The organism is Sinorhizobium chiapasense, assembly GCF_036488675.1.
GTDB classification, from domain to species: Bacteria; Pseudomonadota; Alphaproteobacteria; order Rhizobiales; family Rhizobiaceae; genus Sinorhizobium; species Sinorhizobium chiapasense.
On sequence record NZ_CP133148.1, the window covers coordinates 2,554,868 to 2,577,297 of the forward strand.

Genomic DNA, 22,430 nt, shown 5'->3' on the forward strand with positions numbered 1-22,430 from the left:
CAATCGCTTTCATCATCTTCAACGATCACTTGAGATTCCATGGAAACGCTGGTCAACCTCGAATCCTTCGTCCGTAGTGCCGAACAGGGCGGCTTCGCCGGCGCTGCCCGGCGACTCGGCCTGACACCGGCGGCCGTCAGCCGCAACGTCGCGATGCTCGAAAGAAACCTCGGCATTCGCCTTTTCCATCGCTCTACCCGCAAGCTGACCCTGACGGAGGACGGTGAACGCTTCCTGGCGGCAATCCGCGATAATCTCGAAGGACTGCAGGCGGCGATCGGCGAAGCGGCCGGCGAACGGGGGGAGCCTGCGGGCGTGCTCAAGGTCAGCCTCAGCCCGACCTTCGGCACCGACCACATCCTGCCGCTGCTGCCGGTTTTTTTGAAAAGGTATCCCGGGATCCGGATCGACTGGCAGTTCGACAACCGGCAGGTCGATCTCGTCGCCGAGGGGTTCGACGCAGCAATCGGCGGCGGCTTCGAGCTCTCGCCCGGCATCGTCTCGCGCGTGCTGGCGCCCGCCCATATCGTCGCCGTCGCCTCGCCCGCTTATGTGGCCGGCCGAACTCTGCCGCTCGATCCCGCTGGCCTCGCCGAGCTTGACGGCGTCGTCATGCGCTCGGCGCGCACCGGCCGCGTCCGCCAATGGATGATGCGCAACGCCGCCGGCGAGGAAATGGCCGCAGCACCCAAGGAGACGATCGTCATCAATGATCCGGCCGCTATGTGCCGTGCAGCCCTCCTCGGCCTCGGCGTGACTTTGATAGCCGTGCCGGACGTATTGCCCCATCTGGAATCCGGCGCGCTTATCCGGCTCGTTCCCAAGTGGTACGCCGATGCCGGCCCGATATCGGTCTATTACGGCAGCCGCACGCTGCTGCCCACCAAGACGCGCGTCTTCATCGATTTCGTCGCCGATCACTTCAAGCGGCAGCGACTCGCAGAACGTTTTGCCGGCAGCCTCGGCTGATCCGCGCTTGAAAGCCGCCGCCCGAACTCCAGTTAAAATTCGTCTCCGCCTGTCGGCTGGCGAAGCCGCGCTTCGTCCTTGCCACGTAGCAATAAACATTCTCACGAGGAGCATCCCATGCGCATGATTTTCGTAAACCTGCCGGTGAAGAACCTGGAAGCCTCCCGGACCTTCTTTTCAGCCCTCGGCTTCACCTTCAACGAGCAGTTCTCGGACGACACGGCCGCCTGCATGGTCATCGACGACAATATCTTCGCCATGCTGCTGACCGAGCCGAAATTCCGCGATTTCATCACAGGCGAGATCAGCGACACGGCCAAGGGCACGGAAGTCATCACCGCCCTGTCCGCGGCGAGCCGCGCCGAGTGCGACGACATGCTCGCCAAGGCGCTCGCCGCCGGCGGCAAACCATGGAAGCCAGCGATCGACTACGGCTCGATGTACGGCATCAGCTTCCAGGACCTCGACGGCCATGCCTGGGAGTTCATGTGGATGGACATGTCGGCCGAGCAGGCGGCGTGACCGGCTGAACCGGCGCGGAAGAGCACCCAGCCGGAAATGCTTGCGATCTCAAGATTCTCTCCGCGGCGCGTCTGCGCCGCGAAAGACGCAATCGCTTCAAAGCCTCAATAGGGCGGCGGATCACCCGCCGATCAGCGCCAGCCACTCGTCCTCATCCATGGTCTGGACCCCGAGTTCGCGGGCCTTGTCGAGCTTCGAGCCGGCACCCGGACCGGCGACGACGATGTCGGTCTTCTTCGAGACCGAGCCCGCGACCTTGGCGCCAAGGCTTTCCGCTTTCGCCTTGGCCTCGTCGCGCGTCATCTTTTCGAGCGAGCCGGTGAAGACCACCGTCTTGCCGGCGACCGGGCTGTTGGTTGTGACGGGCATCTCGGCGCTTTCCGGCGTCACTTCTTCCAGGAGCCGCGAGACGACCTCGACATTGCGCGGTTCCTTGTAGAACTCGACGATCGCACGGGCGACGACCTCGCCGATGCCGTCGATGCTGTTGAGCTCGTTCCAGGCGTCGCCGGCAAAGCTGCCAGCCTCGACCATCGCCGCGCCAAAGTGATCGTAGCTGCCATAGGAGCGCGCGAGCAGCTTCGCCGTCGTCTCGCCCACATGGCGGATACCGAGTGCATAGATGAAACGGTGGAGCGCAATCGAGCGTCGATTCTTGATCGCATCGAAAAGCTTTCTGACGCTGACCTTTCCAAAGCCCTCGATGTTTTCCAGCTTGGTGAGCGAGGCCTCCTGCCGACGCTCAAGCGTGAAGATCTCTGGCGCAGTGCGAATCCTCAGATTCTCGTCTTCGCTTTCGAAAAAGAACTCGATCTGCTTGGATCCGAGCCCCTCGATGTCGAAGGCGTTGCGCGAGACGAAGTGCTTCATGTGCTCGACTGCCTGCGCCCGGCACACGAAACCGCCGGTGCAGCGACGAACCGCATCGACCTTGCCGGTTTTTTCGTTGATGTCGCGCACCGCATGGCTGCCGCAGACAGGGCATGTGGTCGGGAATTTGTAGGGCTCTGCACCTTCGGCACGTTCGTCCATGACCACGTCGACGATCTGCGGGATGACGTCCCCTGCCCGCTGGACGATGACCATGTCGCCGATGCGGATGTCGCGCCCTTCGCGGATCGGTTCGCCGCTATTGCCGATGCCGCGGATATAGTCCTCGTTGTGCAGGGTCGCATTGGTGACGACGACGCCGCCGACGGTGATCGGCTCCAGCCGCGCGACCGGCGTCAGCGCGCCGGTGCGGCCGACCTGGATGTCGATGCCCTTGAGCCGCGTGAAGGCCTGTTCAGCCGGGAACTTATGCGCCGTCGCCCAACGGGGCGAACGCGAGCGGAAGCCTAGGCGCGCCTGCAGGTCGAGCTGATCGACCTTGTAGACCACGCCGTCGATATCGTAGTCGAGATCGGGCCGCTCGCGCTCGATATGGTGATAGTGCTCCAGCAGCTCGTCCGCGGACGAGAAACGCTGCATCAGCGGATTGACCGGGAAGCCCCACGCCTTGAAGGTCTCGACCATGCCGAGCTGGGTGTCTGCCGGCATCGCCGAAATCTCCCCCCAGGCGTAGGCGAAGAAGCGGAGCTTGCGGCTCGCCGTCACCTTGGCGTCGAGCTGTCGGAGCGACCCGGAGGCGGTGTTGCGCGGGTTGACATAGAGCGGCTTGCCCTGCGCCGCCATCTCGGCATTGAGCGCGGCAAAGTCCGACTTCGCCATGTAGATCTCGCCGCGCACTTCGACGACATCCGGGGCGTCGGCCGGAAGCCTCTGGGGGATCATGCCAATCGTGCGGACATTGGCGGTGACGTTCTCACCGGTCGTGCCGTCGCCACGTGTCGCGGCCGTCACAAGGCGCCGGTTTTCATAACGCAGCGACATCGAAAGCCCGTCGATCTTCGGCTCGGCGGTAAAGGCGATCGAATGATCCGGAAGCCGCCCAAGGAAGCGATAGACGCCGGCGACGAAATCGCGGGCGTCTTCGTCCGAGAACGTGTTGTCGAGCGACAGCATCGGCCGCGCGTGGACGACCGGCTGGAAGGTCAGCGAGGGGGCCGCGCCAACCTTGCGCGAAGGGCTGTCCTCGCGGATGAGCGCGGGGAACTGCGCCTCGATCAGGTCGTTGCGCCGCTTCAGCGCGTCATAGTCCGCATCCGAGATTTCGGGGGCGTCCTGCCCGTGATAAAGTGCATCGTGACGGGCGAGCTCCGCCGCAAGAAAGGCAAGCTCTTCGGCCGCTTCCGATTCGGTCAACTGCTCGACGGGTTTTCTTTCACTCAACATGGGCGACGACTCCGAATTGGGAGTCGTTTTTACTGCATGATTCCCGAAATCGGAATCGGATTTGAGGATAAAATTCCGCAGCAATTCAAAGTGCTACGGCGACCGTTCACGCGTCTGTTGGGACGCGCGGCGCTGTAGAGAAATCTGCGGGGAGGAAAAGCAGCTACAATCAGCCGTTGCCAGCCAGCAAGCGAGCCGCCGCCGCCCTCGCCTCCTCGGTGATCGAGGCACCGGCAAGCATGCGGGCGATCTCCTCGGTGCGCGCCTTGTCGTCCATGCGGGCGACGCGCGTGGCGATCGTCTCGGATTTTTCCGCCGACGGGCCCTTGGAAATCAGGAGATGCGTCGCCGCGCGAGCCGCCACCTGCGGCGCATGGGTGACGGACAGCACCTGAACATTCCTGGAAAGCCGCTTCAGCCGCTGGCCGATGGCATCCGCCACCGCCCCGCCGACACCGGTGTCGATTTCGTCGAAGACGAGCGTCGGCGCCGAGCCGCGATCGGCAAGCGCCACCTTCAGCGCCAGCAGGAAGCGCGAAAGTTCGCCGCCGGAGGCGACCTTCATGATCGGTCCCGGCCGGGTGCCCGGGTTGGTCTGCACATGGAACTCGACGAGATCGATACCGTCAGTGGTCGGCGAGGCCGGGTCGCTCGCGACCTCGACCATGAAACGCGCCCGTTCGAGCTTCAGCGCCGGCAGTTCCGCCATCACCGCGGCCGAAAGCGCCTCCGCCGTATGGTGGCGCTTCTCGGAAAGCGACCGGGCCGCCGCGTCGAAAGCCGCCCTGGCCTCCCCGACCTGCACTTCCAGCTGCTTCAGCTTCTCCTCGCCGGCATCAAGATCGGCAAGGTCGGCGATCATCCGCACGGCAAGCGCCGGCAGCTCCGCAACAGGAACCGAATACTTCCGGCTTGCGGCACGCAGCGCGAAGAGCCGCTCCTCGGTGCGTTCCAGTTCCTTCGGATCGAATTCGGTGTTGCGCAGTGCTCGCTCAACCGCCATCTGCGCGTCCGAAAGCTGGTTCAGCGCCCCATCCAGAAGCTCCACTGTCTCTTCGAGCAACCCCGGGGCCTCATGGCTCTTGCGCTCGAGCCGGCGGACCAGCGAGGCGATCAATGGCACCGGTGAGGTATTGCCGTTCAGAAACTCGGATGCCTCGCTGATATCGCCGGCGATCCGCTCAGCCTTCATCATCCGGGCCCGGCGCTCGGCCAGTTCCTCCTCTTCGCCGTCGCGCGGCGAAAGCGTCTCCAGCTCTTCGACCGAAGAGCGCAAATAGTCGGCTTCGCGTGCTGCCACCTCGACACGCTCGCGGTGTTTCTTGAGGTTGCGTTCCGCGTCCCGCCAGCCACGGTAAAACGCGGCAACCTCTTCCGCCGCCTCCGACGTGCCGCCGAAAGCGTCGAGCAACGCGCGATGCGCGTCGGTGTCGACCAGCGCACGGTCATCATGCTGGCCGTGGATTTCGACGAGCGTCTGGCCGAGCTGCCGCATCAGCTGCACGCTGACCGGCTGGTCGTTGACGAAGGCTTTGGTACGGCCGTCGGTCGACTGCACGCGGCGGAAAATCAGGTCGCCATCGTCGTCGATGCCGTTTTCGCGCAGCATCAGCCGCGCCGCGTGGCCGGCCGGGACATCGAAGACCGCGGTCACCTGCCCCTTGTCCTCGCCGTGGCGCACGAGCGAGCCGTCGCCACGGCCGCCGAGCGCCAACGAGAGGCTGTCGAGAAGGATGGATTTGCCCGCGCCGGTTTCGCCGGTCAGCACGGAAAGCCCGGCATCGAAGGTAAGGTCAAGCCGTTCGATCAGGACGATATCGCGGATCGAGAGCTGCGCGAGCATCCGGGTTCATATCTTCCTTGTCGAGCGCCGAGCAGGTCAGGCGCCGATGAGCCTCTTGCCTGCGCGCGCAATCCAGGACGTACCGCTTTCGCGCGGCTCAAGCCCGCCAGACTGCAGCAGTTTGAAGGAATCGGCATACCACTGGCTGTCCGGATAATTGTGCCCGAGCACCGCCGCCGCAGTCTGCGCTTCCGTTGTCACGCCCATGGCGTAATAGGACTCGACGAGTCGGGCAAGCGCTTCTTCGACCTGGTTCGTGTTCGGATATTGCTCGACGACGACGCGGAACCGGGAAACGGCAGCAAGATATTCCTTGCGCTCCAGATAGTAGCGGCCCACCTGCATTTCCTTGCCGGCGAGTTGGTCGCGAGCGAAACGGATTTTCGCCTGGGCATCCTCGACGTAGTCGGAGTCCGGATATTTATCGATGACCGCCTGCATCGCGTCGATCGCCTTGCCGGCCGCTTTCTGGTCCTGGGTTACCGAGGGAATCTGCTTCGTGTAGGCGAGACCCTGAATATATTGCGCATAGGCCGCATCTTCCGACTGCGGGTAGAGGTTCAGGTAGCGGCTGGTGGCGTTGATCGCTTCCTGATACTGACCGTTGCGGTAGGAGACGAAGGCGTTCATCACCAGCGCTTTGCGCGCGTATTCGGAGAACGGGTGCTGCTTGTCGAGCGCTTCGAACTTGCGCGCCGCTTCCGTCGTCTTGCCGGCATTGAGGTTGGCAAGGCCCTGATTGTAGAGAACCTCCGGCGGATCGGTTTCCGCCGTGAGCTTGGTGATATCGATATCGGGGTCGTTCTGGCAGGCCGTGATCAGGCTGCTGCCAACCACAGCCGCAACAACGACCGCGGCGACGCGCACCGATTTTCTCATGTCGAGCGAAACTGCAAGAACCATCGAATATTCCCGTTCATTCGGCGGACCGCATCCCGCCAGACCTGCGCGTTTTAGAGCAAGTTGCCTCAAGATCGCAATGTCATGATCAGCAATTCATGCAAATTTGTGGCGGTATGCAGTGCTTTGCACGTTTTCCACGGATGAAAGCCACCCAATACTTGGCGTGGAAGCATATCTCGGGCCTCAATTCGGCTTCCGGGAATCACGTCGCACAATGAAAATGCCGGCCTTTCGGCCGGCGACTGGAGAAAAACTGACTTTATTGTTATGCGGACCAGGGCGCAAAGCCCGGAGCGGCGACGGCGACCATGTCGCGCGAGCGGGTGCGCTGACGCGGCGTGGCCGTTTCGACGACCTCGTAGGCGGTGGGGTCGCTGAGCAGAGCCTTCAGCGCGTTCGCGTTCATCTTGTGGCCGCCGCGATAGGAGCGATAGCAACCGATGAAGGGAGCGCCGGCCAGCGAAAGATCGCCGACGGCGTCGAGGGTCTTGTGGCGGACGAACTCGTCGGCATAGCGCAGCCCCTCGACATTGACCACGGTGTTGTCGTCCGAGATCACCACCGAGTTTTCGAGCGACGAGCCAAGCGCAAAGCCGCCGGCCCACAGCCGTTCGACGTCGCGCATGAAGCCGAAGGTGCGTGCCCGCGACAGTTCGCGCTTGAAGACCGAAGGCGTCATATCGCCCTTCCAGGCTTGACGGCCGATCAGCGGGCAGTCGAAGTCGATCTCCACCTCGAAGCGCATGCCGTCATAGGGCGTGAACTCCGACCAGGAAGCGCCCGAGTCGATGCGCACCGGCTTGATGATGCGGATATAGCGGCGCTTGACGGCCAGTGCCCTCAGGCCAACCTGTTCGATCGCGTCGATGAAGGGCTCGGAGCTGCCGTCCATGATCGGCATTTCGGCGCCGTGAACCTCGACGAGCAGGTTGTCGAGGCCGAGCGCGTAGATTGCTGCCATCACATGTTCGACCGTGGCGATCGACGTCGCCGGCGAGAAGCCGAGAACCGTGCAGAGGTCGGTGTTGCCGACCTGCGACGAGACGGCCCTGAACTCGGCGACGCGGCCGCCAGCGAGAACGCGCTGGAAAACGATGCCTGCGTCGGCCTCGGCCGGATGGAAGGTGATCGACACTTCCGTGCCGGAATGGACGCCAATTCCCTTCAGCGTGACCGGGTTCGCAATCGTCGTCTGAAACCCGAGGAGTTCAATTCCCATTCTCGTCTTCACTTTCACTCGATAAGGCCCTGGCGCTCAATAAGGCCCTTGGCCAAACACACAAAGGATGCACCGATGTTCAAGGCGCAAGTCCGAACCTCGAGAATCCGCACCTATTGGCCGAACCCTCGACTCTTCGAACTAACAGCGCCCGATCGAATCGTATGCGTCCCCAATTCCGATGCTGAAAATAGGATTTTGGAGGCACCATTCCAAATCACTGTTCGTTTCGCATTGTTACGCAATTGTCATGTGCGCAACACAAATTGCAAGCCATTGAAATAACAACTAAAATTGAAAAATGCCCGGGCGGTCGCCCGGGCATTCGGCAAGGTGAAGGAACAGTCCTTCAAAATCAGTTCGACTGGCGGCGAAGGAATGCCGGGATTTCGAGCTGATCATCTTCGTGCGAGCGCGCCTGCGGCGAGACGCGGCCGTGATCGTCAAGCTGACCGCGACGCGGTGCATAAAGGCTCGCTTCCGGCGACAGCGGACGGCGTTGCTGGGATGCAGCACTCGGTGCTGCCGCCGTCATGTCGGCCGAGACGCCGTGATCGTCATCGTCGCGACGGGAAAGCGAATTGGTGATTCGCTTCAGCAGCCCCATCGGTCCGCGCTCCTCCTGGTGAGCGGGAGCGGCTTGCGCGCGGTGATCGATCTCAGCCTTCACGACCGGCGGGAAGTCCTCGACCTTCGGCATGCGCACCGGTTCGGCCTGCTGGCGCATGACCGGAGCCGGCTCGTGTCGGACCGGCTGCGGCTGCATTTGCGGCTGGACCTGTGCCTGCACCGGCATCTCGACCGGACGCTGCACCGGCGGGGCCTGACGCACTACGGGAGCGGCCTCCACCGGCGCGGCGCCGGCGAAAAGCTTGCTTTGGGGCCGAAAGGCTTCTTCCTGCACCTGCTGTACCGGCTGCACCGGCGCGGCAACCTGGGCGCGGGTGGCGATATCGAGTTCGCGTTCCATCTCCGCTTCGCGGATTGCGAGAGCGATCTGATCGACCGTGTTGTGCTGCTGCACAGGCTGAGCGACCGGCTGCGGCTGCGGTGCCGGCTGCTGGTGGTGGGCGACAGGCTGCGGCTGGGCCGGGATTGCGGCGGACGGGCGAACGATCGGCTTCGGCGCTACCGGACGAAAGTCAACAGTGCGACCGGCCACCTCCGCAGCCGTGCGATCGATACCGGTTGCAACGACGGAAACGCGGATCAGGCCTTCGAGTTCTTCATCGAAGGTGGCGCCAAGGATGATGTTGGCGTCGGGATCCACTTCCTCGCGGATGCGCGTTGCAGCCTCGTCGACCTCGAACAGCGTGAGGTCACGACCGCCGGTGATGGAGATGAGCAGGCCCTGAGCGCCCTTCATCGAGGTTTCGTCGAGCAGCGGGTTGGCAATCGCGGCCTCTGCCGCAGCCATTGCGCGGCCTTCGCCCGATGCTTCGCCGGTGCCCATCATGGCGCGGCCCATCTCGCGCATCACCGAGCGGACGTCGGCGAAGTCGAGGTTGATAAGGCCTTCCTTGACCATGAGGTCGGTGATGCAGGCGACACCCGAATAGAGGACCTGGTCGGCCATGGCGAAGGCGTCCGCGAAGGTCGTCTTGTCATTGGCGATGCGGAAAAGGTTCTGGTTCGGGATGACGATCAGCGTGTCGACCGACTTCTGCAGTTCGGCAATACCCTGATCGGCAAGGCGCATGCGGCGCTGGCCTTCGAAATGGAAGGGCTTGGTGACGACGCCGACGGTGAGGATGCCCTTGTTGCGGGCGGCCTGGGCGACGATCGGAGCCGCGCCTGTGCCGGTGCCGCCGCCCATGCCGGCGGTAACGAAGCACATATGCGTGCCGTTCAGGTGATCGATGATCTCGTCGATGCACTCTTCGGCGGCTGCGCGGCCGACTTCCGGCTGCGAGCCGGCGCCGAGACCTTCGGTGACCGCAACACCCATCTGGATGATGCGTTCAGCCTTGGTCATGGTGAGCGCCTGCGCATCGGTGTTGGCGACGACAAAGTCGACGCCCTGCAGTCCCGCGGTGATCATGTTGTTGACGGCGTTGCCGCCGCCGCCGCCGACGCCGAAGACCGTGATGCGGGGCTTCAGCTCGGTAATATCCGGCTTTTGCAAGTTGATGGTCATATCACTGTTCCTTCTCGTTTTCTGGCCGCCTTGCCGAGCCGGCCAAATCCTTCAAAACTCAAACACCTGTTACGTCCGACGCCCTGCGGCATCGGCGAAGCTCAGAAACTCTCTTTCAGCCACTGCCCCATGCGGGCGATACGGCTGTTGCCGCTGCCGAAGGTGGAGAACATGCCGCCGTGGGCAGCATGGGTCTCGAGATCGGCGACCTGCGGATAGATCATCAGTCCGACTGCCGTGGAGAACGCCGGCCCCTTGGCGGCGGCCGGCAGGCCGGACACGCCGAGCGGGCGGCCGATGCGGACGTTGCGGGCGAGAATGCGCCGCGCCGCTTCCGGCAGGCCGGTCAGCTGGCTGGCGCCGCCGGTCAGCACGATGCGCTTGCCGACGATCGGGCTGAAACCGGAGCGCTGGATGCGATCGCGGATGAGCTCAAGCGTCTCCTCGATGCGGGCGCGAACGATGCGCGAAACCAGCGCCCGCGGCACATGGGTCGGCTGGTCGCGATCGTCCTCGCCGATCGGTGGGACGGAAACGATGTCGCGCTCGTCGGCGCTGTTCGGCAGCGCCGAACCGTGCACGACCTTCAGCCGCTCGGCATCCTCGATGCGCGTCGAAAGTCCGCGTGCAAGATCGGTGGTGACATGGTGGCCGCCGAGGCTGACGGCATCGGCGTGAACCAGCTTTCCTTCGGCGAAGACGGAAATCGTCGTCGTGCCGCCACCCATGTCGATGGCCGCGCAGCCAAGCTCCACCTCGTCATCGACGAGTGCGGCAAGACCGCTGGCATAGGGTGTCGCAACAATGCCCTCGACCGAGAGATGGGCGCGGTTGACGCAAAGCTCGAGGTTCTTGAGAGCCGCCCGCTCGACCGTCAGCACGTGCATATCCACGCCAAGGACATCGCCGAACATCGCCAACGGATCGCGGATGCCACGCTCGCCGTCGAGCGAGAAGCCGGTCGGCAGCGAATGCAGGATCGCCCGGTCGGAGCGCAGCGACTGCTGGCCCGCGGCGGCGAGGACCTTCTTGAGATCGCTCGCATCGACTTCCTGGCCGCCGAGATCGATCGTCGCGGTATAGACGTCGCTCTGCAGGCGGCCGGCGGAAACATTGACGATCATGCTGTCGATCGTCAGCCCCGCCATCCGCTCCGCGGCATCGACCGCAAGGCGCACGACGCCTTCTGCGGCGTCGAGATCGGCGATGACGCCGTTCTTCACCCCGCGCGACTTCTGATGGCCGATGCCGATGATTTCGATGTTGTGGGTGCGACCGGGCAGGATCTGGCTCTCGGCGCGCGGCGTCAGCCGGCCGATCATGCAGACGATCTTGGTCGAGCCGATGTCGAGCACCGAGACGACATGCGACCGCTTGGAAGACAGCGGCTTCAGACGCGGAAGACCGAAATTGGAAGAACCGAACAAACTCATATCCGCTTCTCCTGGGCTTTCAGCATCTTCTCCCTCGCCTTCAACGCGACTTCGCGCCGGGCAACTGCTTCCGGCGTCAATTGTACTGTGGTGCGGTCTTCAAGCCTCAGGTCGACAGCGGCGATGTCGCGCTCGAGAAGCTGATGCTTCTCCTCCATCGCGGAGAGAACCTTCATCGCCCGCGCGATGTCGTCCTCCGGAAGCTTGACGATGATGCCGTTGTCGAGGCGCAGATCCCACCGCCTGCTGGAAACGCGCACAAAGGCCTTCACGCGCGAGCGGAACTCCGGCCAGCGGGAGAATTCGTCGTAGAAGCCGGCGGCGGCCGTCTCGGCATCGCGGCCGACGAACAGCGGCAAGGCGGCGAACTTGTTGTCGCGAAGCGGCGCGATGACGCTGCCGCTGCGCTCGATCAGCGACAGGTCGGAACCGTGCTGCCAGATGCCGAAGGCCTTGCGCTCCTCGAGGTTCACCTCGATCGTGCCCGGATAGACCTTGCGCACCGTCACGTTCTGCACCCAGGGCAATTCGCTGATCAGCCTGCGCGCCTCGGCGATATCGAGAGCCACGAGCGACGTCGTGCCATCTAGCCCAAGCTGCTGGAGAATATCGATCTCGGAGGTCTGCTCATTGCCGGAAACCCGCACGTCCTCGATGGCAAAGCCAGCCGCGGTCGTCGAGGCCTGCGCGAAGTTCTGCGTGTGGCCGCCGAGCGACATGCCGTAAAAGCCCGTCGCCGCGAAGAAGACTGCAGCCGACAGCGTGCCGGTATGCGCCGGAAAGCGGATCCGGCCCGTACCGAGGCTGACCAGGAAACGGACGATCTTGCGCAATGGACGCGGCAGCACGAACGTCTCGTCCGTCTCAGCGGCGACGCCGAGCGGGTGACGCACCCTTCTGCCCCTTCTGCCCCTCAACGCAAACACGATGCGTCCTCCACCATCCACCTGAGAAACTCACCAAACTGAAGGCCCGCATGCTGCGCCATCTCGGGCACCAGGGAGGTCGGGGTCATACCGGGCTGGGTATTGATTTCCAGCCAGATCAACTCGCCTTCGCCAGGACCGCGATCATCGAAGCGGAAGTCGGATCGGCTGACGCCGCGGCAACCGATTGCCTGATGCGCCTTCAAAGCGAGTGTTTGTATTTTTTGGTAAATATTTGGTGAAATTCGTGCCGGAATGACGTGGCTTGAACCACCTTTTACGTATTTCGAATCATAATCGTAGAAGGCATGCCCTTGCGGAATGATCTCGGTGACACCAAGCGCGACATCGCCCATGACGCCGCAGGTCAGCTCGCGGCCGGCGATATAGCGCTCGACCATGACACGATCGCCGTAGCGCCATTCGCTCGAGGTGATCACCTGCGGCGGATGCGACTGATCCTCCTTGACGATCACGACGCCGAAGCTCGAACCTTCGCGAACCGGCTTGACCACATAGGGCGGCTTCATCGGGTGCTCGTTGCCGAATGTCCGCCGATCCATGATCAGCGCCTCGGCAACCGGAATGCCTGAGGCCTTGGCGACATGTTTGGCTTGCGCCTTGTCCATGGCGAGCGCGGAGGCGAGCACGCCGGAATGCGTATATGGAATCTCGAGATATTCCAGAATACCCTGGATCGTGCCGTCCTCGCCGAACGGACCATGCAAGGCGTTGAAAGCGACATCCGGGCGAAGATCGGCGAGAACCGCAGCCACGTCGCGACCGACATCCACGCGCGTGACGCGATAGCCTTCGGCCTCGAGGGCATCGGCGCATGCAGCCCCGGAAGACAGGCTCACCGGCCTCTCCGAGGAAAATCCGCCCATCAGGACAGCAACATGCCTGCCGCTCATCAAAACCCCCAAACAACGCGCCACTATCACAATGCTTGCTTGCGCCTGGCTGATTCCGGCTGCCGAGTCGCCGGCGACCGAACAGGGTCACTAGAACGGCATTATGGTTAATGAAGTGTTTACTTTGGTTAACTCTTCTCATGAAGAGCATCAGGTTTGGCGCCGGAAACCGCCTGGCGAAACAAGGCATTGAGGCGGAAAATCAGCGGCTTGCGCGACCGCGTTAAGAAACGGGTGCAGAAGTCGGAAAATAATGGCTTCGGGGCTCCCCAAAGGCGACTGCGCCTTCTGCGAGGACACCCGCCTCAGCCGTTAAACAGAGCTCAGCCGTTCTTTCAGGCAATTCTTGATGACCGTCTTCTCGCTTCCCTGGGGCACGGCTGACGGCAGCTCCAAGCAAAGAAAAAGGGCCGCGACGGTAACCCGCCGCGGCCCTCTCCGTTACTGCCCGGCTCAGGCGATGCCGCGGCCGAGGAATTCCTTGATCTCGTAGCCCGGCATGAACTTGCCGACGCGCTTGATCTCCCACTCCAGCTTCACGCCGGAATGCTCCATCACGCGGGAGCGCACCGTTTCGCCGAGATATTCGAGCTCGTAGCCGGTCGCCTGCCCCGTGTTGATCATGAAGTTGCAATGGAGCGGCGACATCTGCGCGCTACCGATCATCATGCCGCGGCAACCCGCCTCGTCGATGAGCTTCCAGGCGGAATGGCCTTCCGGGTTCTTGAAGGTCGAGCCGCCGGTCTTCTCACGGATCGGCTGCACCGTCTCGCGATGCTGGCGCACGGCGTCCATGTCGGTGCGGATCTTGTTCTTGTCCTCCGGATAGCCTTCGAAAATCGCATGCGTGAAGATCAGGTCCTTCGCCGCCGCGGTATGGCGATAACCATAGCCCATGTCGGCATTGCTCAGCACATGCGTGTTGCCCTTGCGGTCGACGGCGTGCACCTCCACGACCCGCTCGCGCGTCTCGCCGCCGTTGGCGCCGGCGTTCATCCGCAGTGCGCCGCCGATCGAGCCCGGAATGCCGTAGTAGAAATAGAAGCCGCCAATGCCGTGATCGAGCGCCATGGCAGCGATGTTCTTGTCCGGGCAGATGGCACCCGCCTTGATGCGGTTTTCGCCGACGAGTTCAAGATCGCCAAAGCCCTTGGCCGAAAGCCGGATGACGACACCCGGTATGCCGCCGTCGCGCACGAGCAGGTTGGAGCCGACGCCGATCACCATCACCGGGACATCCTCCGGCACGAGCTTCAGGAACGTCACGAGATCGTCCGTGTCGTGCGGCTGGAACATGAGTTCGGCGAGCCCGCCGGCGCGAAACCAGGTCACGCGGTCCATCGGTGCATCGGGCGTGATGCGTCCGCGGACTGCGCTGACGCCGCTTCCGAGCGCTTCGAGAAGTTTCTGGCCGTTAACCTGTTTCATGCTCAAATTCCTGAAATATTCGCGAGTTCCTTGGGAAGGGCCGCAGCCCAATAGGTAATGCTGCCAGCCCCCAAGAGAACCACAAAATCGCCCGGCTGCGCAATGTTCGAGACGATCGGCGCGATCGCCTCCTGCCCGGCGACGTTACGCGCGTCGCGATGCCCTGCCGCCTTGATGCGGTTGACCAGCGCTTCCGAATCCACTCCGTCGATCGCGTCTTCACCCGCGGCGTAAACCGGCGCGATCAGGATCGTGTCGGCATCGTTGAAGCAGGAGGCGAAGTCCTCGAAAAGGCTCGAGAGACGGCTGTAGCGATGCGGCTGGTGGACGGCGATGATCCGGCCCTGGCAGGCCTCGCGCGCCGCTCTCAGCACCGCCTTGATCTCGACCGGGTGATGACCGTAGTCGTCGAATATACGCGTGCCGTTCCACTCGCCGGTGAGCGTGAAGCGCCGCTTGACGCCACCGAAGGCGGCGAGCCCCTTCGCGATATCCTCCGGCTTGATGCCGAGGCGCTGGGCGACCGCGATGGCGGCCGTGGCATTGGAAACGTTGTGGCGGCCGGGCATGGGCAGCCGCAGGTCCTTCATCGTGATGACCTGGCCGGTACGGCGGCGGCGGATCTCGATATCGAAGACCGAGGTCGCGCCGTCCATGCGGATATTGTGATAGCGCACGTCCGCCTGCGGGTTCTCGCCATAGGTGACGACCTTGCGGTCCTCGATCTTGGCGACCATCGCCTGCACCTCGGGGTGGTCTAGGCAGAGCACGCCGAAACCATAGAACGGCACGTTCTCGACGAACTGCCGGAAGGCAGCGCGCACGGCGTCGAAATTGCCATAGTGGTCGAGGTGTTCGGGGTCGATATTGGTGACGACTGCGATGTCGGCGGGCAGCTTCAGGAAGGTGCCGTCCGACTCGTCCGCCTCAACCACCATCCATTCGCCGGCACCCATGCGCGCATTCGTGCCGTAGGCATTGATGATGCCGCCATTGATGACCGTCGGATCGAGCCCACCCGCATCGAGCAGCGCCGCGATCATCGAAGTCGTCGTCGTCTTGCCGTGCGTGCCGCCGATCGCGATCGCGTTGCGGAAGCGCATGAGTTCGGCCAGCATTTCGGCGCGCCGCACCACGGGCAGGAACTTTTCGCGCGCAGCAATCAGTTCGGGATTGTCCTTCTTGATGGCCGTCGAGACGACGACCACCTCGGCGTCACCGAGGTTTTCGGCCTTGTGGCCGACGGAGATCTTGATGCCCTTCTCGCGAAGTCGCTGCACGTTGGCGCTGTCCGACTGATCCGAACCCTGCACCCGGTGCCCGAGATTGTGCAGCACCTCTGCGATGCCGCTCATGCCGATGCCGCCGATACCGATGAAATGTACGAGCCCGATCGTCTTCGGCATTTTCATGAGCGTGTTTCCTTGAATTTCTCGACTGTCAAACCGCTGGCAATAGCCTCTACGAGGGACGCAAGCAAGCGCGCGGCGTCCGGTTTGCCGGTTTCGCGGGCTCTGGCGGCCATCTGCGCCAAGGACTGTGGATTGTTCATCGCATCGGCGAGGATACCCGAAAGCCGTTCGGCGCTGAGCTCGGCCTGCGCGATCACCCGGGCACCGCCCTTGGCCGCGAGTGCGGCCGCATTCGCCGCCTGATCATGATCGAGCGCATAGGGATAGGGCACGAGGATCGCCGGCCTGCCGATCACCGCAAGCTCGGACACGGTCGATGCGCCCGAGCGGCAGATAACGAGCTGGGCGGCTGCTATTCGCGCCGCCATGTCGTTGAAGAAGGGAGAGACCTCCGCCGGAACGCCGAGTTTGTCGTAGGCCGCGATAACGCCTTCCCGGTCCTCGGGACGCGCCTGCTGCGTGACCCGCACCCGCTGGCGCGCGTCGTCGTCGAGACGGCAGACCGCCTGCGGGATCGCCTGCGAGAAATATTGTGCGCCCTGGCTGCCGCCGAAGACGACCAGATGGAACGGCGCGTCGTTCGAGGAAACCGCATAGGGCATGCCCGCCGCTTCGAGCACGGCCGGACGAACGGGATTGCCGGTGGTCACCGTTTTCGTCGCGAAAGCCCCGCTGCCCTCGGGAAGAAAGCCTCCGGCGATCGCCTGCACGCGCGAGGCCAGCATCTTGTTGGCCCGCCCCATCACGGCATTCTGCTCGTGGATCATCGACGGGACACCCATGCCCGTCGCGGCCAGCAGCGGCGGCACCGTCGGGTACCCCCCGAAGCCGATCACCGCCTTGGGCTTCAGGCGCGCGATCAGCCGGCGCGCAGCCCGCAAGCCGGTCCAGAGTTTCCAGACGGATCGCGCCAGCTTGATCGGGTTCTTCGAGCCGATCGTCGCCGAAGGTACAATGTGCATATCGTCGGCCGGAAACCTGCCGGCAAAGCGCTCGGCGCGGCTGTCCGTCACCAGATGCACGGTGTAGCCGGACGCCTTCAGCTCATGCGCCAGTGCTTCCGCGGGAAAAAGGTGACCGCCGGTGCCGCCGGCGGCAAGGAGAATGATGCCTTTGCTCATGACTTACTCCGCCGGCAGTCCGACGCCGGATCGAAAGAGGCTGCGCTCCACGGCGCGCTTCTCCGGCCGGTGACGGGTCAATGCCAGGATGAAACCGGCCGTCACGCAGATCGCCACCATCGAGGATCCGCCATAGGAAATCAGCGGCAGGGTCATGCCCTTGGCCGGAAGCAGTTCGAGGTTCACGCCGATATTGATCATCGACTGGATGCCAAGTTGCAGCACCAGACCGGCAACGGCAAAGCGGTTGAAATCGTTCCGCTCGCGGAAGGCATGGCTGAGACCACGCATGACCAGGAAGGAAAAGATCAGCACGATGGCCATGCAGAAGACGATGCCGAACTCTTCCGCCGCGACGGAAAAGACGAAGTCGGTGTGGCTGTCGGGGATGATGCGCTTGACGACGCCCTCACCCGGACCGCGACCGAACCAGTCGCCACGGATGATCGCTTCGCGTGCCGTGTCCACCTGGAAGGTATCGCCCTCGCCGGTCAGGAACCGGTCGATACGGCCGGCGACGTGCGGCAGCATGGTGTAGGCGACGAAGAAACCGCCGACCGCGGCGCCCGCAAGCACGATGATCCAGAGCCACGGCATGCCGGCCATGAAGAACATGCCGCCCCAGACCGCCGTGGTCAGGATGGTCTGGCCAAGATCCGGCTGGGCGACAAGAAGCGCGCCGACAATGCCGAAAAGCAGGATGGCGAAAAGATTACCTGGTATTTCCGGCTGCCGTGCATGCTCGGAGAAAAGCCAGGCGCAGACGACCACGAAGGCCGGCTTCATGAATTCCGAGGGCTGAATCGAAATGCCGGCGATCGATATCCAGCGCAACGAGCCCTTGACCTCCTGACCGACGAACAGAACCAGCACCATCATCCCGAGCGAGACGCCGAGCAGGATGATTGCAGCGCGCCTGACCTGGCGTGGGGAAAGGAAGGAGATGCCGACCATCACCGCGAGCGACGGCAAGAGGAAGAGCGCATGACGCTTGACGAAGTGGAAGCTATCGAGGCCAAGCCGCTCGGCAACCGGCGGGCTCGCAGCGAAGGAGAGCATGAAGCCGACGCCCATCAGGAGGATGAAGGTCGCCAGAAAAAACCTGTCGATCGTCCAGAACCAGTCGGCCACGGGGCCACGTTCGGCTCGGCTTACCATCTGTCTGTCCCCTTTTCCGGCGCAGGTCAGCGCCAAGGTCAATCGTTCAGGCCCGACTCCGCTCGTCAGACGAGCATGGTCACGCCTTCGAGTGCCGCCACGTGCCCGACAAAGGCATCTCCACGCACCTCGAAATTCTTGTACTGGTCGAAGCTTGCGCAAGCCGGGGAGAGCATCACGGCCGAAGGCCCGTCCTCGTCTTTTGCCGCATCCGCCGCCGCACGGGCGACCGCCTTCTCCAGCGTTCCGGAAATCTCGTAGGGCACGGCCTCGCCGAGCGTCGCCGCAAAGGCCGGTGCGGCCTCGCCGATCAGATAGGCCTTGACGATCTTCGGGAAGAACGGCGCAAGCGACGAGATGCCGCCCTCCTTCGGCAGACCGCCGGCAATCCAGTAGATCCGATCGTAGCTCGACAGCGCCGGCGCCGCGGCGTCCGCATTGGTCGCCTTGCTGTCGTTGACGAAGACAACGTCGCCCTTCTGCCCGACCGGCTGCATCCGGTGCTTGAGACCCGGGAAGCTGCGAAGCCCATCGACGATGTCCTTTTCGTCGACGCCAACCGCAAGACAGGCTGCAATCGCTGCCGCCGCATTCTGGGCGTTATGCCCACCGCGCAGCGTCTGGACCCCGTCAAGATCGGTGAACAGCGAAGACGTGCCGCCGCTGGCGCGCATCAGCTGCGAGCCCTCGGCATAAAACCCGTCGGCAAGCACTTGCCGGCGCGAAATGCGCACGACCCTCGTTCCGGCGCGCTCCACGCGGTCGGCGATCAGGCTCGAGAAGCTGTCATCCACGCCGACGATCGCCGTGCCGCTTCCGGCCACCAGCCGCTCCTTGATATTGGCATAGTGCTGCATCGTGCCGTGCCGGTCCAAATGGTCGGGGGTGAGGTTAAGCAGCACTCCGGCCGTGGACTCAAGCGTCGGTGCAAGATCGATCTGATAGGAGGAGCATTCCACCACGTAGAAACGCCCGGCCTTCGGCGGATCGAGCGTCAGCACCGCGGTGCCGATATTGCCGCCAAGCTGGGTGTCGCGCCCGGTTTCTTTGAGGATATGGGCGATCAGTGCCGTGGTCGTCGATTTGCCGTTGGTGCCGGTGATGGCGATGAACGGGCAATCGGGGGCATGCACCCGGCGCTCACGCACGAAGAGTTCCACATCGCCGATGATCTCGACGCCGGCCTGGTGGGCCAGATCGACCGTCCAATGCGGCTTCGGATGCGTCAGCGGCACGCCTGGAGAAAGCACGAAGGTGGCAAAGGCAGACCAGTCGACGCCACGCAGGTCGGCCGTCGAAATCCCCGCTGCCGCAGCCTTGGCGACGCTGTCGGGATTGTCGTCCCAGGCGACGACCTCCGCCCCGCCGGCGACCAGCGCTTGCGCCGTCGCGAGGCCGGAACCGCCGAGCCCGAAGAGTGCGACCTTCTTATCCTTGAATGTGGTGACCGGGATCATCGCGCAATCACCTGAGCTTGAGCGTCGAAAGGCCGATCATCGCGAGGATGACGGCGATGATCCAGAAGCGGATCACCACCTGGCTTTCCGTCCAGCCCTTCTTTTCGAAGTGATGGTGGATCGGCGCCATGAGGAACACGCGGCGGCCCGTGCGCTTGAACCAGAAAACCTGAATGATCACCGATAGCGTCTCGATGACGAAGAGACCGCCGATGATGATCATCACGACTTCATGCTTCGTGGCGACGGCAACCGTGCCGATGAGGCCACCCAGCGCCAACGAGCCGGTATCGCCCATGAAGATCGCGGCGGGCGGCGCGTTGAACCAGAGGAAGCCGAGGCCCGCGCCGATTACGGCGCCGAGGATCACGGCGAGTTCGCCGGTGCCCGGCACGAAATGGATCTGCAGATAGTTGGCGAAAACGGCGTTACCGGCGAGGTAGGCGATGAGCCCGAAGGCGGCGGACGCAATCATCACAGGCACGATGGCAAGGCCGTCGAGGCCGTCGGTCAGGTTCACGGCATTGCCCGCGCCGACGATGACGAAACCGCCGAAAAGCACGAAGAAATAGCCGAGATTGAGCATCAGGTCCTTGAAGAAGGGGAACGTCACCGAGGAACCGAAGGTGGAGCCGGCGGTCCCTGCCGAAAGCGCCGCCTGCATCATGAAGAAGACGGCGATCGCGGCGATCACGAATTCGATACCGAGACGCGCCTTGCCGGAAAAGCCCTTGTCCGACTGCTTGGTCACCTTGAGATAGTCGTCGTAAAAGCCGATCGCGCCGAAGCCGAGCGTCACCAGGAGAGTCGAAACGACATAGACGCTGGAAAGGTCGGCCCACAGCAGCGACGAAACGACGATGCCGGCGAGGATCATCAGGCCGCCCATGGTCGGCGTACCAGCCTTCTTGAAGTGGGTCTGCGGACCGTCGGCGCGGATCGGCTGGCCCTTGCCCTGGCGGATACGAAGCGATGCGATCATCGCCGGGCCGAACAGGAAGACGATCAGGGCGGAAGTGAAGAGAGCTGCACCCGTGCGGAAAGTGATGTAGCGAAAGAGATTGAAAAATTGAAAGCGGTCCGCCAGTTCCACGAGCCAGATCAGCATAAGGGACCTTTCCCCAAAGGTTTAGAATCGGACATCGTCCAACAGAATCATCTGAAAGACGTTACCCGCTTGTGGTCGACTATGTTAAGGCCATATCCCCTGGCCGAAGGCGGTATCCACCAGCACGACAGCGCCGTGCGTCGTTTCAGACGCACAGAGCTCGCTGTAGCACCTATGCTTCCCCGCCCCTCGCCGCCTCTTCCGGATAGGCGTTGAGAAGAGCCTGGACGATCTTCGCGCAGCCGGTTCCCTTGGACGACTTGACCATCACCACATCGCCGGCGGCAACCGCTGCGAGTGCATAGTCCGTGAGATCGTCGACAGACTCGCGATAGACGGTCGAGACCTCCGGCGGCAGAGCGTCGCGCAGATACGCCATCTCGGGCCCGGCGAGCCAGACCTCCGCGATTCCCGCCTCAACGATCGGTTCCGCAAGAGCGGCGTGAACCTCGGCGGCGTGCTCGCCCATCTCCAGCATGTCGCCGAGGATCGCGATCCGGCGCCCTCCGACGGGTGGCTCGGCGTCGCGCAGCAGCGAGATCGCTGCGCGCATCGAGGCCGGGTTGGCATTGTAACTCTCGTCGATGAGCGTCAATCGACCCGCGCCGACCTTCAGGCGGTGCTGCAGTCCCCTGCCTTTTTCCGGCCGCATCGTCGCAAGCGAGGCCAGGACCTGATCGAGATCGGCGCCCGCGAGCCTCGCCGCCGCGATCACGGCCAGCGCGTTCTCGGCGATATGGCGCCCCGGAGCGCCGATCGCGACTTCCAGCGTCCTGCCGCCGATTCCCGCCCAGAGCACCGATCCTTCCGAGCGACCGGCGAATTCGACCAGCCGGAACTCGGCTTTCGGATTGGCGCCGAAGGAATGGATGTAACTCACGCCGGCGGCACCAGCGGTCCGCTCCAGGAGGGTGTATTGCGGGCTGTCGATGTTGAGGACGGCGTGGCCGTCTTTGACGACACCTTCGAAGATCTCGGCCTTTGCCGCCGCGATCTCGTCGAGGCTCTCAAAATTGCCGAGATGGGCGGCAGCGATGCTGGTGACGACGGCCACGTGCGGGCGAACCATCTTCGTCAGCGGCCGGATCTCGCCCGGGTGGTTCATGCCGATCTCAAAGATGCCGAAGTCGGTCGCCTCAGGCATCCGCGCAAGGGTCAGCGGCACACCCCAGTGATTGTTGAAGGAGGCAACGGAGGCATGCACGCGGCCGAGCGGGGACAGCACATGTCTCAGCATTTCCTTCGTCGTGGTCTTTCCGACCGATCCGGTGACGGCGATAACCTTGGCCGCGCTGCGATCGCGCGCGGCGCAGCCGAGCCGGATCAACGCCTCCAGCACGTCATCGACGACGATCATCGGCGCGATCAGCCGGCCGAGGGCGGGAATCTTACCTTCGCTGACGACAAGAAGGGCGGCTCCATTGGCAAGCGCGATCCCGGCATAGTCATGGCCATCGACACGATCGCCCTTGATCGCGAAAAACGCCTCACCCTTGTTGATCGTTCGGCTGTCTATCGAGATGCCGGCAATGCCCTCTGGCAGATTTCCGACCGGACGGCCGTTCATCGCAGCCAGAAGATCGCTGCTTGTCCAGAGCCAGTTCAA

17 protein-coding genes are annotated in these 22,430 nt (G+C 63.4%); 2 read left to right on the top strand and 15 right to left on the bottom strand.

The window, feature by feature from the left end:
• Positions 1-39 precede the first annotated feature (39 nt).
• Together RB548_RS12455 and RB548_RS12460 are read left to right on the top strand one after the other, a co-directional pair.
• Positions 40-969: a LysR family transcriptional regulator gene (locus tag RB548_RS12455; RefSeq protein ID WP_331371616.1), complete on the top strand. Its 930-nt coding sequence runs from the start codon at positions 40-42 to the stop codon at positions 967-969.
• A gap of 117 nt (positions 970-1,086) precedes the next feature.
• Complete coding sequence (locus tag RB548_RS12460) at positions 1,087-1,491, top strand: VOC family protein (protein WP_331371617.1); 405 nt, start codon at positions 1,087-1,089, stop codon at positions 1,489-1,491.
• A gap of 120 nt (positions 1,492-1,611) precedes the next feature.
• Here RB548_RS12460 and ligA read toward each other — a convergent pair whose 3' ends face one another.
• The 15 genes from ligA to RB548_RS12535 form a co-directional block, all read right to left on the bottom strand.
• Positions 1,612-3,765 (bottom strand): NAD-dependent DNA ligase LigA, encoded by a 2,154-nt coding sequence (gene ligA, locus RB548_RS12465; RefSeq protein ID WP_331371618.1) that lies wholly within the window; start codon positions 3,763-3,765, stop codon positions 1,612-1,614.
• Positions 3,766-3,934: 169 nt separating this feature from the next.
• Positions 3,935-5,608 (bottom strand): DNA repair protein RecN, encoded by a 1,674-nt coding sequence (recN, locus tag RB548_RS12470; RefSeq protein WP_331371619.1) that lies wholly within the window; start codon positions 5,606-5,608, stop codon positions 3,935-3,937.
• Between the two features lie 36 nt (positions 5,609-5,644).
• On the bottom strand, positions 5,645-6,511 hold the full coding sequence (locus tag RB548_RS12475) for an outer membrane protein assembly factor BamD (protein ID WP_331371620.1): 867 nt from the start codon (positions 6,509-6,511) through the stop codon (positions 5,645-5,647).
• 265 nt (positions 6,512-6,776) lie between these two features.
• Positions 6,777-7,730, bottom strand: a complete 954-nt coding sequence (gene lpxC / locus RB548_RS12480) for a UDP-3-O-acyl-N-acetylglucosamine deacetylase (RefSeq protein WP_331371621.1) — start codon at positions 7,728-7,730, stop codon at positions 6,777-6,779.
• Positions 7,731-8,085: 355 nt separating this feature from the next.
• Positions 8,086-9,867 (bottom strand): cell division protein FtsZ, encoded by a 1,782-nt coding sequence (gene ftsZ, locus RB548_RS12485; RefSeq protein WP_331371622.1) that lies wholly within the window; start codon positions 9,865-9,867, stop codon positions 8,086-8,088.
• A 101-nt stretch (positions 9,868-9,968) separates the two neighbouring features.
• Positions 9,969-11,300 (bottom strand): cell division protein FtsA, encoded by a 1,332-nt coding sequence (gene ftsA / locus RB548_RS12490; RefSeq protein WP_331371623.1) that lies wholly within the window; start codon positions 11,298-11,300, stop codon positions 9,969-9,971.
• The gene (gene ftsQ / locus RB548_RS12495; protein WP_331371624.1) at positions 11,297-12,226 is read right to left on the bottom strand and encodes a cell division protein FtsQ; all 930 of its coding nucleotides are present in this window, start codon (positions 12,224-12,226) and stop codon (positions 11,297-11,299) included. Before ftsQ ends, ftsA begins: the two co-directional genes overlap by 4 nt.
• A complete protein-coding gene (locus RB548_RS12500; protein WP_331371625.1) occupies positions 12,214-13,140 on the bottom strand; it encodes a D-alanine--D-alanine ligase in 927 nt (308 codons plus the stop codon). Before RB548_RS12500 ends, ftsQ begins: the two co-directional genes overlap by 13 nt.
• 453 nt (positions 13,141-13,593) lie before the next feature.
• Positions 13,594-14,568, bottom strand: a complete 975-nt coding sequence (murB, locus tag RB548_RS12505; protein WP_331371626.1) for a UDP-N-acetylmuramate dehydrogenase — start codon at positions 14,566-14,568, stop codon at positions 13,594-13,596.
• Between the two features lie 2 nt (positions 14,569-14,570).
• The gene (gene murC, locus RB548_RS12510) at positions 14,571-15,980 is read right to left on the bottom strand and encodes a UDP-N-acetylmuramate--L-alanine ligase (RefSeq protein ID WP_331371627.1); all 1,410 of its coding nucleotides are present in this window, start codon (positions 15,978-15,980) and stop codon (positions 14,571-14,573) included.
• Complete coding sequence (murG, locus tag RB548_RS12515; protein ID WP_331371628.1) at positions 15,977-17,101, bottom strand: undecaprenyldiphospho-muramoylpentapeptide beta-N-acetylglucosaminyltransferase; 1,125 nt, start codon at positions 17,099-17,101, stop codon at positions 15,977-15,979. The genes murC and murG overlap by 4 nt, the downstream gene beginning before the upstream one ends.
• Positions 17,102-17,104: 3 nt before the next feature.
• Entirely contained in the window at positions 17,105-18,259 is a 1,155-nt protein-coding gene (ftsW, locus tag RB548_RS12520) for a putative lipid II flippase FtsW (RefSeq protein ID WP_331371629.1), read from the bottom strand.
• A 65-nt stretch (positions 18,260-18,324) separates the two neighbouring features.
• The gene (gene murD / locus RB548_RS12525; RefSeq protein ID WP_331371630.1) at positions 18,325-19,716 is read right to left on the bottom strand and encodes a UDP-N-acetylmuramoyl-L-alanine--D-glutamate ligase; all 1,392 of its coding nucleotides are present in this window, start codon (positions 19,714-19,716) and stop codon (positions 18,325-18,327) included.
• 7 nt (positions 19,717-19,723) lie between these two features.
• The gene (gene mraY, locus RB548_RS12530) at positions 19,724-20,824 is read right to left on the bottom strand and encodes a phospho-N-acetylmuramoyl-pentapeptide-transferase (RefSeq protein ID WP_331371631.1); all 1,101 of its coding nucleotides are present in this window, start codon (positions 20,822-20,824) and stop codon (positions 19,724-19,726) included.
• A gap of 172 nt (positions 20,825-20,996) precedes the next feature.
• Positions 20,997-22,430, bottom strand: coding sequence for a UDP-N-acetylmuramoylalanyl-D-glutamyl-2,6-diaminopimelate--D-alanyl-D-alanine ligase (locus RB548_RS12535; protein WP_331371632.1), 1,434 nt, complete (start codon positions 22,428-22,430; stop codon positions 20,997-20,999).

What these genes read in the sequence shown, in the direction of transcription:
- RB548_RS12455 (WP_331371616.1), top strand. Translation starts at nt 40, where the DNA reads ATGGAAACGCTGGTCAACCTCGAATCCTTCGTCCGTAGTGCCGAACAG.
- RB548_RS12460 (WP_331371617.1), top strand. Translation starts at nt 1,087, where the DNA reads ATGCGCATGATTTTCGTAAACCTGCCGGTGAAGAACCTGGAAGCCTCC.
- ligA (WP_331371618.1), bottom strand. Translation starts at nt 3,765, where the DNA reads ATGTTGAGTGAAAGAAAACCCGTCGAGCAGTTGACCGAATCGGAAGCG.
- recN (WP_331371619.1), bottom strand. Translation starts at nt 5,608, where the DNA reads ATGCTCGCGCAGCTCTCGATCCGCGATATCGTCCTGATCGAACGGCTT.
- RB548_RS12475 (WP_331371620.1), bottom strand. Translation starts at nt 6,511, where the DNA reads ATGGTTCTTGCAGTTTCGCTCGACATGAGAAAATCGGTGCGCGTCGCC.
- lpxC (WP_331371621.1), bottom strand. Translation starts at nt 7,730, where the DNA reads ATGGGAATTGAACTCCTCGGGTTTCAGACGACGATTGCGAACCCGGTC.
- ftsZ (WP_331371622.1), bottom strand. Translation starts at nt 9,867, where the DNA reads ATGACCATCAACTTGCAAAAGCCGGATATTACCGAGCTGAAGCCCCGC.
- ftsA (WP_331371623.1), bottom strand. Translation starts at nt 11,300, where the DNA reads ATGAGTTTGTTCGGTTCTTCCAATTTCGGTCTTCCGCGTCTGAAGCCG.
- RB548_RS12500 (WP_331371625.1), bottom strand. Translation starts at nt 13,140, where the DNA reads ATGAGCGGCAGGCATGTTGCTGTCCTGATGGGCGGATTTTCCTCGGAG.
- murB (WP_331371626.1), bottom strand. Translation starts at nt 14,568, where the DNA reads ATGAAACAGGTTAACGGCCAGAAACTTCTCGAAGCGCTCGGAAGCGGC.
- murC (WP_331371627.1), bottom strand. Translation starts at nt 15,980, where the DNA reads ATGAAAATGCCGAAGACGATCGGGCTCGTACATTTCATCGGTATCGGC.
- murG (WP_331371628.1), bottom strand. Translation starts at nt 17,101, where the DNA reads ATGAGCAAAGGCATCATTCTCCTTGCCGCCGGCGGCACCGGCGGTCAC.
- ftsW (WP_331371629.1), bottom strand. Translation starts at nt 18,259, where the DNA reads ATGGTAAGCCGAGCCGAACGTGGCCCCGTGGCCGACTGGTTCTGGACG.
- murD (WP_331371630.1), bottom strand. Translation starts at nt 19,716, where the DNA reads ATGATCCCGGTCACCACATTCAAGGATAAGAAGGTCGCACTCTTCGGG.
- mraY (WP_331371631.1), bottom strand. Translation starts at nt 20,824, where the DNA reads ATGCTGATCTGGCTCGTGGAACTGGCGGACCGCTTTCAATTTTTCAAT.